This window comes from Microbacterium timonense (assembly GCF_900292075.1).
Classification (GTDB): Bacteria; Actinomycetota; Actinomycetes; order Actinomycetales; family Microbacteriaceae; genus Microbacterium; species Microbacterium timonense.
Genome location: NZ_OLMV01000004.1, coordinates 219,581 through 232,545, shown reverse-complemented (window position 1 = coordinate 232,545; position 12,965 = coordinate 219,581). Strand labels below are relative to the sequence as shown.

At 68.7% G+C, this 12,965-nt stretch carries 15 protein-coding genes; 1 reads left to right on the top strand and 14 read right to left on the bottom strand.

Annotation, left to right across the window (positions count from 1 at the left end):
- Positions 1-22: 22 nt before the first annotated feature.
- Both C9992_RS13390 and C9992_RS13385 read right to left on the bottom strand, forming a co-directional pair.
- Positions 23-1,006 carry an aldo/keto reductase gene (locus tag C9992_RS13390; protein ID WP_106816115.1) on the bottom strand — a complete coding sequence of 328 codons (984 nt, stop codon included), beginning with the start codon at positions 1,004-1,006 and terminating at the stop codon, positions 23-25.
- 202 nt (positions 1,007-1,208) lie between these two features.
- On the bottom strand, positions 1,209-1,988 hold the full coding sequence (locus C9992_RS13385; protein WP_106816114.1) for a DUF5684 domain-containing protein: 780 nt from the start codon (positions 1,986-1,988) through the stop codon (positions 1,209-1,211).
- Between the two features lie 217 nt (positions 1,989-2,205).
- Between C9992_RS13385 and C9992_RS13380 the strand changes: the two genes are divergently transcribed.
- Positions 2,206-2,658, top strand: a complete 453-nt coding sequence (locus C9992_RS13380; RefSeq protein WP_106816113.1) for a DUF4282 domain-containing protein — start codon at positions 2,206-2,208, stop codon at positions 2,656-2,658.
- 27 nt (positions 2,659-2,685) lie between these two features.
- Here the strand turns inward: C9992_RS13380 and C9992_RS13375 are convergent, their stop codons facing one another.
- The 12 genes from C9992_RS13375 to C9992_RS13320 all read right to left on the bottom strand — a co-directional run bounded on the left by C9992_RS13375 (position 2,686) and on the right by C9992_RS13320 (position 12,904).
- Complete coding sequence (locus C9992_RS13375; RefSeq protein ID WP_106816112.1) at positions 2,686-3,435, bottom strand: YaaA family protein; 750 nt, start codon at positions 3,433-3,435, stop codon at positions 2,686-2,688.
- Positions 3,436-3,509: 74 nt separating this feature from the next.
- Positions 3,510-3,770: a F0F1 ATP synthase subunit epsilon gene (locus tag C9992_RS13370; protein ID WP_106816111.1), complete on the bottom strand. Its 261-nt coding sequence runs from the start codon at positions 3,768-3,770 to the stop codon at positions 3,510-3,512.
- A 1-nt stretch (position 3,771) separates the two neighbouring features.
- Positions 3,772-5,232 carry a F0F1 ATP synthase subunit beta gene (gene atpD, locus C9992_RS13365; protein ID WP_106816110.1) on the bottom strand — a complete coding sequence of 487 codons (1,461 nt, stop codon included), beginning with the start codon at positions 5,230-5,232 and terminating at the stop codon, positions 3,772-3,774.
- Positions 5,233-5,254: 22 nt separating this feature from the next.
- The gene (locus tag C9992_RS13360) at positions 5,255-6,151 is read right to left on the bottom strand and encodes a F0F1 ATP synthase subunit gamma (protein WP_106816109.1); all 897 of its coding nucleotides are present in this window, start codon (positions 6,149-6,151) and stop codon (positions 5,255-5,257) included.
- Positions 6,152-6,171: 20 nt separating this feature from the next.
- Positions 6,172-7,809 (bottom strand): F0F1 ATP synthase subunit alpha, encoded by a 1,638-nt coding sequence (gene atpA, locus C9992_RS13355; protein ID WP_106816108.1) that lies wholly within the window; start codon positions 7,807-7,809, stop codon positions 6,172-6,174.
- A 75-nt stretch (positions 7,810-7,884) separates the two neighbouring features.
- Positions 7,885-8,676: a F0F1 ATP synthase subunit delta gene (locus C9992_RS13350; protein WP_106816107.1), complete on the bottom strand. Its 792-nt coding sequence runs from the start codon at positions 8,674-8,676 to the stop codon at positions 7,885-7,887.
- Positions 8,676-9,230 carry a F0F1 ATP synthase subunit B gene (locus C9992_RS13345; protein WP_106816106.1) on the bottom strand — a complete coding sequence of 185 codons (555 nt, stop codon included), beginning with the start codon at positions 9,228-9,230 and terminating at the stop codon, positions 8,676-8,678. Before C9992_RS13345 ends, C9992_RS13350 begins: the two co-directional genes overlap by 1 nt.
- A 27-nt stretch (positions 9,231-9,257) precedes the next feature.
- A complete protein-coding gene (gene atpE / locus C9992_RS13340) occupies positions 9,258-9,491 on the bottom strand; it encodes an ATP synthase F0 subunit C (RefSeq protein WP_067163287.1) in 234 nt (77 codons plus the stop codon).
- 47 nt (positions 9,492-9,538) lie between these two features.
- On the bottom strand, positions 9,539-10,333 hold the full coding sequence (gene atpB / locus C9992_RS13335; protein WP_235008241.1) for a F0F1 ATP synthase subunit A: 795 nt from the start codon (positions 10,331-10,333) through the stop codon (positions 9,539-9,541).
- A 167-nt stretch (positions 10,334-10,500) separates the two neighbouring features.
- A complete protein-coding gene (locus C9992_RS13330) occupies positions 10,501-10,989 on the bottom strand; it encodes a hypothetical protein (RefSeq protein ID WP_106816105.1) in 489 nt (162 codons plus the stop codon).
- The gene (locus tag C9992_RS13325; protein WP_106816104.1) at positions 10,986-12,167 is read right to left on the bottom strand and encodes an MraY family glycosyltransferase; all 1,182 of its coding nucleotides are present in this window, start codon (positions 12,165-12,167) and stop codon (positions 10,986-10,988) included. The genes C9992_RS13330 and C9992_RS13325 overlap by 4 nt, the downstream gene beginning before the upstream one ends.
- Entirely contained in the window at positions 12,164-12,904 is a 741-nt protein-coding gene (locus C9992_RS13320; RefSeq protein WP_106816103.1) for an L-threonylcarbamoyladenylate synthase, read from the bottom strand. Before C9992_RS13320 ends, C9992_RS13325 begins: the two co-directional genes overlap by 4 nt.
- Positions 12,905-12,965 lie beyond the last annotated feature (61 nt).

The window sequence follows — 12,965 nt, the reverse complement described above, 5'->3', positions numbered from 1 at the left end:
GCCCGAGGGCGCGACGCGGGTCTCAGGCGGCCGGCCCGCGGGGCGGGAACAGGGCGTCGATCGCCTCGAGATCCGCCGGCGTCGGCGTCCACGCGGAGGCTGCGGCGGCATTGGCTCGCACCTGCTCGGGCGATGTGGCGCCCGCGATGACGCTGGAAAGCACGGGATGCGACAGCAGCCAGCCGAACGTGGCCTCCAGCATGGTGATGCCGCGCTCGTCGCAGAAGGCCTGGAAAGCCTCGAGCGCATCCCACGGCGCGTCATCGTACAGGTGGCGCCGCTGCCGCATGATCCGCGAGTCGGCGGGCGCGGCATCCCGGGTGAACTTGCCCGTGAGCAGGCCGTTGTGGAGCGGGAAGTACGGGAGGAAGCCCAGGCGGTACTTCTCCACCGCCGGCAGCAGGTCGCGCTCGGCGTCACGGGCGAGCAGGCTGTACTGGTTCTGGGCCGAGACGAAGGGGACGCCGTGGCGCATCAGCGCGGTGAAGTACGCCTCGGCGATCTGCCAGCCCGAGAGGTTGGAGTGCCCGATGTAGCGGACCTTGCCCTCGTGGACGAGGTCGGCCAGCGCGTCGAGTGTCTCTTCGATGGGAGTCTCGTCGTCGGGGACGTGGAGCTGGTAGAGATCGATCCAGTCCGTCTGCAGGCGGGTGAGGGATGCCTCGACCGCGCGGCGCACGTACGACCGCGACCCCTTCGAACCCGAGGGCGGGTAGCCCATGTCCCGGCCCGGGTGGCCGAACTTCGTGGCCACGATCACCTGATCACGGCGACCCCTCAGCGCCTCCCCCATGAGCGTCTCGGACAGTCCGGGCTCAGCGCCGTACATGTCGGCGGTGTCCAGGAACGTCACGCCGGCGTCGATCGCGGCATCCAGCACCGCGCGGGTCCCCTCGAGGGTCTGGGTGCGCGTGCCCTCCCGGCCGAAGTTGTTGCAGCCGAGGCCCACGGCGGATACGAGCAGGCCGGAGGCGCCGACGCGGCGCAGCGGAACGGAGGAAGTCATGCCTCGACGTTACCCGGCCGGGCAGAACTCCCCGATCGCGACGTTTCGGCCGGCGATCGCGCCCGGTCTGGCCCGACACGGCCCGGATGTGCGGAGTTCTGCACAGTGCCCCGGCGGATGCCGAGGCGGGCTGCCGCACGCAGCGCCGGTATGCCGGAAAGGCGACAGCCCCTCGCCGGTCGGCAAGGGGCTGTCGAGGATGTCACGGCCGCGGTGCGTCCGGAGCCGGGGGCTCGGTGGCGGGCGGCTCGGTGGCGGGCGGCTCTGCGGTCGGCGGCTCGGGCGAGGCCGGCGGGGTCGCCGGCGGCTGCGCGGCGGCCGGCGGAGCCGACTGCGGCGGAACCGGCGCCGCGGGCGGCGCAGGCGGCGGCGTGTAACCGGCGGGCGGAGCCGGCGGTGCGGCGTAACCGGCAGGCGGCTGGTACCCGGCCGGTGCGCCGTAGCCGGGCGCGGTCGCCGGGTTCGCGGGGTACCCGCCGGCGGGCGCCTGATTCGGGATGCCGCTCCACACGGTGTTGTCGGCGAGGAAGTTGCGCGCCCACGGCGCGGCGGGGATGGCGGTGTTCCAGCGCGAGCGGTCGAACGCGTTGATCCCGAGCCACACGATGGCCAAGAAGAAGTAGAGGATGAGCCAGACGGCTTCCTTCTGCAGCTTCAGCCCGACACGCCAGGCCGCGAGCATCGTGTACAGGAACGCCGCGAGGCCGATGAGGGTGCCCAGCACGGGCACCCAGCCGAGGACGATGCCACCGCCCCAGAGCACGAGCAGCCACCACGGGTTCAGATCGCCGAGCTTGACGAAGATCAGGGTGTTGTACACCGGCACCCACGCGCGCCAGCGGCCCTGCACGCCGGCCTTGTCGAAGATCTTCATCAGGAACCACGAGCCGATGACGTAGGCGGCAACGATGAAGAGCAGGAGGAACGGCAGGAAGAAGAGCCACGCGAGCGCGACCCCGACGCCGTAATCGTCGTCGTACATGTTGGAGCGACCTCCGAGAGAGTCGATTCGGATCGCGCTCAGACGCGACCGCGGAGCCCCTGCTCCGCGCCTCACATGCTAGCGACGCTCACAGCCAACTGTCAGCATTCGGGCGCGATTCGGGGGTTGGCCCCCGTTCGACGGCGCTCGCCCGCAAAGATGGCTCCGGTGCAGGCCGCTGGGTAACCTGAGCACAATCCGACCGAAGGGCCGCGCAATGACCGACCAGACCCCGTCCGCTCCCACTCCCCCGCCTCTTCCCCCGCAGTCCGCCGCCGAGGCGGCGCGGGCGGCCGACCCGGACGACACGGGCGTTCCCACCGTCGCCGGCGAGGCGAGCGACGTCGGGAAGGGCTTCTTCTCCGCGCTGTTCGACCTGTCGTTCCGCACGTTCATCACCCGCCGCCTGGCCGGCGTGTTCTACTTCGTCGGGCTGGTCGCCATCGCCATCGGGTTCATCGTCTACTTCGTCGGCGGCATCATCAGCGCCGTGTCGGTGATGTGGCTCAACGTCGGCGCCGGGGTCACCGGGCTCATCGCGACGATCATCATCGTGCCGGTCGTGACGTTCCTCGCGATCATCCTGCTGAGATTCATCATCGAGGCGGTCGTAGCCCTCATCGCGATCGCCGAGAACACCGAGCGCACCGCCCAGCACACGCGGCGCTGAGGGCGCGGCGCTCGAGCACAGGCCGCTTCAGGCGAACAGCTCGAGCTCACCGGCCGCGCCTTCGCGGACACGCAGCCCTGCGGCATCCGCCCAGGTGCGCAAACCCGCGGCCGACGCGACCCGCGGACGGTCTTCGGCCAGACGACGCACGAGCGCGCCTTTCGCGTGCTTGTTGAAGTGGTTGAGCGCGCGCACGGCCCCGTCCTCGCTCTCGCTGACGACCCGCACGAAGCGCGAGGGGATGCCGTCGGGCAGCGGTCCCAGCGCCGCGTACGCCTCGGATCGCAGGTCGAGCACGAACCGGGGCGCGGCGGCGGCGATCGCCGCCGTCACGGCATCCGCCCAGAGTCGTCGCAGCGGCGGCACGCCCGGCAGCGATGTGCCGGCACCGAGCCGGTACGCGGGGATCGGGTCCAGAGCGCCTACCGGGCCGAGAGGAGCGGAGTGGATGAGCACGTGGGCACCCAGCCAGCGACGGGCCGGCGACGGGAGGGATGCCGCATCCAGGGCGTCGTAGAGCACCCCGGTGTACCGGTCGATCGCAGCCATCGTCGGGGCCTCGCGCAGCGCGGCGTTCACGGCGATCTCTGCGCGCTGCGTCGGGCCGAGCTTCAGGACCCGCGCCGCCTCGTCTTCGTCGTCCGACAGCGCGATGAGGGCGTTCACGACCGCATCTCGATGGGGCGCGAGCTGTGGCAGGGAGAGGCGCTGCGTATCGAGGGGAACGCCCCTGCCACCGGCTCTCTTCGTCTCGGAGGGTGGCAGGAGAATCAGCATGGACGCCTCGAAGGTGCGGGATCAAACGACTCGGCCGATCCCCGAAGGGACCGGCCGAGTCTGGTGGTGATGTCTCAGGAGATCAGGGCGGCGTTACCGGCGACGATGGTGAGGTCATCCCCCTCCATCGACAGGAAACCGTCCTGCGCGTTGGCGATGATCTTCGTCCCCGATGTCTGGGTGATGCGCACCTGACCCTCGGCGAGGATCGCGAGCACCGGCTCGTGACCGGTCATGAAGCCGATCTCGCCCTCGACGGTCTTGGCGACGACGAGCGAAGCCTCACCCGACCAGACCTCCGCGTCCGCGGAGACGAGACTGACGTGCAGCGGCATGTCAGCCGTTCTCCTTCTGGATCTGCGCCCAGCGCTCCTCGACGTCGGAGATGCCGCCGACGTTGAAGAACGCCTGCTCGGCGACGTGGTCGAAGTCGCCCTTCACGATCGCGTCGAACGACTCGATGGTCTCCTTGATCGGAACGGTCGAGCCCTCGACACCGGTGAACTTCTTCGCCATGTAGGTGTTCTGCGAGAGGAACTGCTGGATGCGGCGCGCCCGCGACACGACGATCTTGTCCTCTTCGGAGAGCTCGTCGACACCGAGGATCGCGATGATCTCCTGCAGCTCCTTGTTCTTCTGCAGGATCTGCTTCACGGCGGTCGCCACGCGGTAGTGGTCCTCGCCGATGTAGCGGGGGTCCAGGATGCGGCTCGTCGACGAGAGCGGGTCCACGGCGGGGTACAGACCCTTCGAGGCGATCTCGCGCGAGAGCTCGGTGGTCGCGTCGAGGTGCGCGAACGTGGTCGCCGGAGCAGGGTCGGTGTAGTCGTCGGCGGGCACGTAGATCGCCTGCAGCGAGGTGATCGAGTGGCCGCGCGTCGACGTGATGCGCTCCTGGAGGATGCCCATCTCGTCGGCCAGGTTCGGCTGGTAGCCCACCGCCGAGGGCATGCGGCCCAGGAGCGTCGAGACCTCGGAGCCCGCCTGCGTGAAGCGGAAGATGTTGTCGATGAACAGCAGCACGTCCTGCTTCTGCACGTCGCGGAAGTACTCCGCCATCGTCAGCGCCGACAGGGCCACGCGCAGACGCGTCCCCGGCGGCTCGTCCATCTGGCCGAAGACGAGCGCCGTCTTGTCGAACACGCCCGCCTCCTCCATCTCGTGGATGAGGTCGTTGCCCTCACGGGTGCGCTCGCCGACACCGGCGAACACCGACACACCGCCGTGATCCTGCGCGACGCGCTGGATCATCTCCTGGATGAGGACGGTCTTGCCGACGCCGGCACCACCGAAGAGGCCGATCTTGCCACCCTGCACGTAGGGGGTGAGCAGGTCGATGACCTTGATGCCGGTCTCGAACATCTGCGTCTTCGACTCGAGCTGGTCGAAGTTCGGCGCCTGGCGGTGGATCGGCCAACGCTCGGTGACCTCGATGGTCTCGCCGGGCTCGGCGTTGAGCACCTCGCCGGTGACGTTGAAGACCTTGCCCTTGGTGACGTCGCCGACTGGAACCGTGATCTGCTCGCCGGTGTCGCGCACCTCCTGGCCGCGGACCATGCCGTCGGTCGGCTTGAGGGAGATGGCACGGACCAGGTCGTCACCGAGGTGCTGAGCGACCTCGAGGGTGATCTCGGTGGAGTCGTCGCCGATCGTGATGGTCGTCTTCAGCGCGTTGTAGATGTCGGGGATCGAGTCGTGCGGGAACTCGATGTCGACGACAGGGCCGGTGACGCGGGCGACGCGTCCGACGACCGTCTTCTCCGTCGCCGTTCCCGTGTTTTCAGCGGTGAGGCTCATGGCTTCTTCTCTTTCGTGTGGTCTACTTGCCCGACGCCAGTGCGTCGGCACCGCCGACGATCTCGGCGATCTGCTGCGTGATCTCGGCCTGGCGCGCGTTGTTGCGCAGGCGGGTGTAGTCGGTGATGAGCTTGTCGGCGTTGTCGCTGGCGGACTTCATCGCCTTCTGCGTCGCGGCGTGCTTGGCGGCCGACGACTGCAGGAGCGCGTTGAAGACACGGCTCTGGATGTACACCGGCAGGAGCGCATCGAGCACTGTCGCGGCATCCGGCTCGAACTCGTACAGCGGGTACACCTGCGCCGTCGAGCTCTCTTCGGCCTCCACGACCTCCAGCGGGAGCAGACGCACCGTCTCGGGCGTCTGCGTCATCATGCTGACGAAGCGGTTGTAGACGAGGTGGATCTCGTCGACCCCGCCGTTGTCGCCCCCGCGGTCGTACGCGTCCAGCAGTGTCGCGGCGATCTCCTCCGCGGTGGAGAAGTGCGGCGTGTCGGTGTCACCCGTCCATTCCGCGGCGCTGTCCATGCGCCGGAACTGGAAGTACCCGACGGCCTTGCGGCCGACGAGGTAGAACACCGGCTCGCGCCCCTCCTGCCGCAGCAGCTGCGCGAGCTCGAGGCCCTCACGGAGGATCTGCGAGTTGAACGCTCCGGCGAGGCCCCGGTCGGACGAGAAGATCACGACCGCGGAGCGGCGGATCGTCTCGCGCTCGACCGTCAGCGGGTGATCGACGTTGGAATGCGTGGCCACGGCGGAGACGGCGCGCGTCACGGCCCGCGCGAAGGGCGACGACGCGCGCACACGCGCCATCGCCTTCTGGATGCGCGAGGCCGCGATGAGCTCCATCGCCTTCGTGATCTTCTTGGTCGTCTGAGCAGAACTGATCTTCTGCTTGTAGACCCGGAGTTGTGCGCCCATGGTCCTAGCCCTGGCCCGCCTTAGCGGCGGCCCTTGACGATCTTCTCCTGGTTCACGTCCTCGGCCTCGGCCGCCGCGACCTCTTCGTGACCGGGCTTGCCGATGGCCTGGCCCTTGCCGGCCTGGAACTCGAGGATGAACTCGTCGGTCTTGCGGTCCAGCTCGGCGACGGTGTCGTCGTCGAGGACGTTCGTCTCGCGCAGCGTGTCGAGGACCGTCGTGTTGCGACGCAGGTAGTCCAGCAGCTCGCGCTCGAACGCCAGCACATCCTCGACCTCGATCGAGTCGAGCTTGCCGTTGGTGCCGGCCCAGATCGAGACGACCTGCTCCTCCACCGGGTACGGCGAGTACTGCGGCTGCTTGAGCAGCTCGGTCAGGCGCGCGCCGCGGGCAAGCTGCCGGCGCGATGCCGCGTCGAGGTCGGACGCGAACATCGCGAACGCCTCGAGCGAGCGGTACTGGGCCAGCTCGAGCTTGAGCGTTCCCGAGACCTTCTTGATCGACTTCACCTGAGCGTCACCACCCACGCGCGACACCGAGATGCCGACGTCGACGGCGGGACGCTGGTTGGCGTTGAACAGGTCGGACTGCAGGAAGATCTGGCCGTCGGTGATCGAGATGACGTTGGTCGGGATGTACGCCGACACGTCGTTGGCCTTGGTCTCGATGATCGGCAGACCCGTCATCGAGCCGGCGCCCAGCTCGTCCGACAGCTTCGCGCAGCGCTCGAGCAGGCGCGAGTGCAGGTAGAACACGTCACCCGGGTACGCCTCACGGCCCGGCGGGCGGCGCAGCAGCAGCGACACGGCGCGGTAGGCCTCGGCCTGCTTCGAGAGGTCGTCGAAGATGATGAGGACGTGCTTGCCCTCGTACATCCAGTGCTGACCGATCGCAGAGCCGGTGTAAGGGGCCAGGTACTTGAAACCGGCCGGGTCGGACGCGGGGGCGGCGACGATCGTCGTGTACTCCATCGCGCCGGCGTCCTCGAGGGCGCCCTTCACAGCCGCGATCGTCGAGCCCTTCTGGCCGATCGCGACGTAGATGCAGCGCACCTGCTTCGTGACGTCGCCCGACTCCCAATTGGCCTTCTGGTTGATGATCGTGTCGATCGCGATGGCCGTCTTGCCCGTCTGGCGGTCGCCGATGATGAGCTGACGCTGGCCGCGACCGACCGGGATCATGGCGTCGATGGCCTTGATGCCGGTCTGCAGCGGCTCGTGCACCGACTTGCGCTGCATCACGCCCGGCGCCTGCAGCTCGAGCGCACGGCGTCCGGTGGTCGCGATCTCGCCGAGACCGTCGATGGGGTTTCCGAGCGGGTCGACGACGCGGCCGAGGTAGCCCTCGCCGACACCGACAGAGAGCACCTCGCCGGTGCGGGTCACGGTCTGGCCGGCCTCGATCCCGGCGAAGTCGCCGAGGACGACCACACCGATCTCGTGCTCGTCGAGGTTCTGGGCGAGGCCCTCCGTGCCGTCCTCGAAGCGCACGAGCTCGTTCGCCATGACGCCGGGAAGACCCTCGACGTGGGCGATGCCGTCCGCGGCGTCGACGACGGTGCCGACCTCCGTGGCCGCGGCGCCCGTGGGCTCGTAGGCGGCGACGAAGTCCTTCAGCGCGTCACGGATGACGTCGGGGCTGATAGAGAGATCTGCCATTGTTTTCCTTCGTTCATGGGGCCGCGGCCCCGAAATCTCCGCCTGTGTCCTTGCGGACGGTGCGGGAAGCCTGTGTCAGCCGGCGAGCCGCTGACGAAGATCGGCCAGACGCGACGACACGCTCGCGTCGATCACGTCGTCGGCGATCTGCACGCGCAGACCGCCCACCACGGCCGGGTCGACGATGGTGTTGAGCGACACGCGCGTGCCGTATCGCTGGGACAGCGCCGCGGCGAGCCGCTCGCTCTGCGCGGCGCTCAGCGGGGCTGCGGCCACGACGGTGGCCACCGCCCGGCCGCGCTGGTCGGCGACGATCCTCGTGGCGCGGGAGAGCAGCTGACGCACGCGCCGCTCGCGCGGCTGCTGGACCAGGGATGCCGCGATGAGCGTCGAGGCGGCGCTGGCGCGTCCGCCCAGCAGCGACTCGACGAGCGCGCCCTTGGCCGACGCATCGCCGAGACGGCTGCCCAGCGCGAGCTCGAGCTCGGCGTTGTCGGCCACGGTGCGCGAGAACGCGAACAGCTCGGCCTCCACGTCGGCGTTCGCCTCAGCGACCGCCGCGGCCCGGATGGCGAGCTCCTCGATGCCGTCGATGAGGTCGTCGGCCGACGACCAGCGCTCGGCGACGGCCGTCGTCAGCAGCGACGTCGTCGTGGCCTTCACAGCCGACCCGAAGACGTCGGTCACGACCTTGCGACGGGCATCGGCGGGAGCCGCCGAGTCGGCCAGCGCGCCGCTCAGCTGCGACGAGTCGGCCACGGCGCGCGCCACGGCGAACAACTCGCGGGCGACGTCGAGGTCGACGTCCGACGCGGCGCCCAGCGCCGCGGTCGTCGCCGCCATGGCCTGAGTGGTCGCGCTGCCCATTACGCCTTGGCCCCTTCGGACTCCTCGAGCTCGGCGAGGAACCGGTCGACGACGGCCTGAGCCTTCTTGTCGTCGGACAGCGTCTCACCGATCACGCCGCCGGCGAGGTCGAGGGCGAGGGTGCCCACCTCGCTGCGCAGCGACACGAGCGCGGTCTGACGCTCGGCCTCGATCTGTGCGTGCGCGGTGGCGGTCAGGCGCGCGGCTTCCGCCGAAGCGGTCTCCTTGGCCTCGGCGACGATCTTCTTGCCGTCCTCACGGGCGGCGTCGCGGATCTCACCGGCCTCCTTGCGCGCCTCGGCGAGCTGCGCCGTGTACTCCTCGAGCGCGGCCTCGGCCTTGCGCTGGGCCTCGTCGGCCTTCGCGATGTTGCCTTCGATCGCCGCGGACCGCTCGTCGAGCAGCTTCTTCATCCGAGGAAGGGCGACCTTCCAGAAGATGAGAAGGATGACGATGAAGCAGACCGACGACCAGATGATGTCGTACCAGGCGGGGATGAGGGGGTTGGTGTTGTGCCCCTCTTCCGCGGCGTACGCGACAAGAGCGTGCAGCATCCTGTCTCCTTAGGTCTGGATCGGCGATTACTGGAAGATGAAGTAGGTTGCGATGCCGATGAAGGCGAGCGCCTCGGTGAAGGCGATACCGATCCACATGAGCACCTGCAGGCGGCCCGCGAGCTCGGGCTGGCGCGCCACGCCCTCGATCGTCTTGCCGACGACGATGCCCACGCCGATGGCCGGGCCGATCGCGGCGAGGCCGTAGCCCATCGTCGCGACGTTGCCGCTGAGCTCTGCGAGAACCGTAGTTGCGTCCACGGGGGTGTTTCCTTTCAGTTGTGGGCGGCCTTCCAGCCGTCCCGCTTTCAGTGCTCTTCGGCGACCGCGAGCTGGATGTAGACCGCGGTGAGGAGAGCGAAGACGTACGCCTGGAGGACGGCCACCAGGATTTCGAACAAGGTGAAGACGAACCCGAACGCGAGCGAACCCGCCGCGAGCGCGGACCACCATCCGCCCATGTCGATGAGGAAGAACTGCGTGGCGGCGAAGAACAGCACGAGCAGCAGGTGGCCGACCATCATGTTCATGAGGAGTCGGAGGGTCAGCGTGACCGGCCGGATGATGAAGGTCGAGATGAGCTCGATCGGAGTGACGATGATGTAGATCGGCCACGGCACGCCCGCGGGGAACAGCGAGTTCTTGAAGAAGTTCTTGGGGCTCTTCTTGATGCCGGCGTAGATGAACGTGACGTAGCTCACCACGGCGAGGGTCAGCGGCACCGCGATGATGCTCGTCCCGGCGATGTTCAGGAACGGGATGATGCCCGTGATGTTCATGAACAGCACCATGAAGAAGATCGTGGTGAGGATGGGCAGGAACCGCTGCCCGTCCTTCTTGCCCAGCAGGTCTTCGCCGATGTTGACGCGGACGAAGTCCAGCCCCATCTCGACGAGGCTCTGGAAGCGCCCGGGTACGACACGCATCCGGCGCGTGCCGAGCCAGAAGATCACGACGATCGCGATCGTCGCGAGGAACTGGATCAGGTTGATCCGTGTCACCGGGATGAGCCCGAAGGCGTCGAAGATGACGTCAGGGAAGAACTCGTCGATCGAAGGTCCGTGGAACTCCGGCGGCGCATCCGCGGCAAGGGGGGCGATCAGGGTCGCAGCTTGAGTAAACAGCGCTGGCTCCAGCTTCGGGGCATCGGTCGAGAACCGTTGCGACGATGGTCGGTGAGCGTCACTCCGCAAGAGCTCGCAAGGCGAGCAGGCGGGCGCTCAGCCAGCCTATCAAACTTGAGAGGTCGCTGAATCCGCGCGCACGCGGCTCATTGCCCCGCACCCCGGTCGTCGGTGCGGTCCCCCGCGTCGGGGTCTGTCGGCAGCTCCACATCGCTGACGTGCGGCATGCGCATCCGCAGCAGCACGACCACGTCGATGACGAGCGACGCGAGGACACTGACGACCAGGGCGAGGAAGAACACCGGACCGACGATCCAGGGCTGATCTCGCAGCACGAACAGCGCGATGAGGAACACGACGAACTTCAGGATCCAGCCGCCGAGCACGATCCCGAAGAAGATCGGCACATACAGTGCGTCGCCGAACCAGCGGTTGGCGATGAGGATGCTGGCGGCCGTGATGCCGAGGAACACCGCGGCGATGAGCACGCCGGCCACAGCGCTCCACAGGCCGTCCGCGCCGGCGACGAGGAAGCCGATGACCGCGCCGATGACGAGCAGCCCGGCGGTGACCGATCCCGACCACACCAGGACGGTGCGCAGGATCGGTGTGCTGGAGAGGGGCGTCTGGCTCATCGGGCGTCCTCCTGTGCGGGCGCGGGATCGGGAGCGGGCGCGGCGTGAACGGCGCGCTTGTGCGAGGGCAGGAAGGTGACGACCAGGCAGGCGGCGATCCCCACGATCCCGTACGCCACGCCGAAGAGGTAGTCGCCGGGCCATTGCAGCGTGGTGCCGATGTACATCAGCAGCACCGACAGACTGACCAGCGCCGTCCACGCGTAGAAGATGAGCACCGCGTCACGGTCGGAGTGCCCCATGTCGAGCATGCGGTGGTGCAGGTGCTTGCGGTCCGGGGAGAACGGGGACTTGCCCTTGCTCATGCGCCGGATGACGGCCAGCCCGAAGTCCAGGAGCGGCAGGAGCACGACGACCACCGGCAGCAGGATCGGGATGAATGCACCGAGCAGCTGCGACCGGCCGAACTCGTCGTTGTCGCCCACGATGGCCGGGTCGAACGACCCGGTGATGGCGATGGCCGAGCAGGCCATGAGAAGGCCGAGCATCAGGGCTCCGGCATCCCCCATGAACAGCCGCGCCGGGCTCCAGTTCAGCGGGAGGAACCCGATGCACGCCCCGATGAGCACGGCGGCGATGAACGAGGCCAGGTTGAAGAACGTGCTCGCACCGGTGTCGCGCACCACCATGTAGGAGTACGCGAAGAAGACCACGTTCGCGATGAGGCACACGCCGGCGACCAGCCCGTCGAGCCCGTCGATGAAGTTGACGGCGTTCATGACGATCACGATCGAGAAGACGGTGAGCGTGAAGCTGACCCAGCTCGAGAAGATCGTCATTCCCCCGATCGGCAGCGCATAGATCTGCAGCTGACCGAACCAGGCGATGAGCCCGGCGGCGAGGAACTGCGCACCGAGCTTGATCATCCAGTCCAGGTCCCACAGGTCGTCCAGCACGCCGATCACGACGATGAGGGCCGTGGCGCCCAGCAGTGCGTAGATCTGCTGCGGCTGCGTCCAGATGATCGCGAAGAACGGATGCTGCGACGAGACCGCGAAGGCCGCCACCACGCCGAGGAACATGGCGACCCCGCCCAGCCGCGGGGTGGGCGTCTTGTGGACGTCGCGTTCACGGATGCCGGGATACAGCTTGTACCTGAGGCTCAGGCGCCATACCGCCCAGGACAGGACGAACGTGATCGCCGCCGTGAGGAGGATGGTGAAGACGTACTGCTTCACGAGCGGTCCGGCTCCCGCGCCTCGGGCGCAGGAGCCGGCTCGGCATCCGAGCCGGGGTCGGGCTCTGAGCCGGGGTCGGGTTCCAGCAGGTCCCCGAGCACACCGCGCAGCTGCTCGCGGGTCACGGCGCCGTCCCGGAGCACCCGCACACGGGGCTCCGTGCCGCCCACCAGGCTGGTCGCGTCGATGATCGTGGAGGGCACGCCGGTCTTGGACGGCCCGTCGCCGAGGTAGACGGCGACGGAGTCCTTCAGCATGTCCCTCGCGTCCTCGGCCGTGATCCCGGCGGCCATGCCGGTCAGGTTGGCGCTAGATACGGCCAAGGGTCCCGTCTCCTCGAGAAGCTCGAGGGCGATCCGGTGCGCCGGCATGCGCACCGCCACGGTGCCGCGCGTCTCGCCGAGGTCCCACGACAGCGACGGCTGCGCCGGAAGCACGATCGTGAGGCCCCCGGGCCAGAACTCCTCGACCAGTCGTTCGACGGGCTCGGGCACCTCGGCCACGAGCGCGCGCAGCGTCGTGACGCCGGCGACCAGGACGGGCGGCGGCGACTGCCGGCCACGACCCTTGGCAGCCAGCAGGCGTGCGACCGCCTCGTGATCGAAGGCGTCCGCGGCGACCCCGTACACGGTGTCGGTGGGGATGACGACCAGCTCGCCCCGGGCGATGGCCTGGCGCGCCTGGCGCATGCCGGTGAGCAGCTGCGCCTCGTCACGGCAGTCGAAGATGGGGGACATGTCGCCCGACAGTTTAGTCGGCGACGGCGCTCGCCCCGCGCCCGCAGAGGCGTGCGGGTGG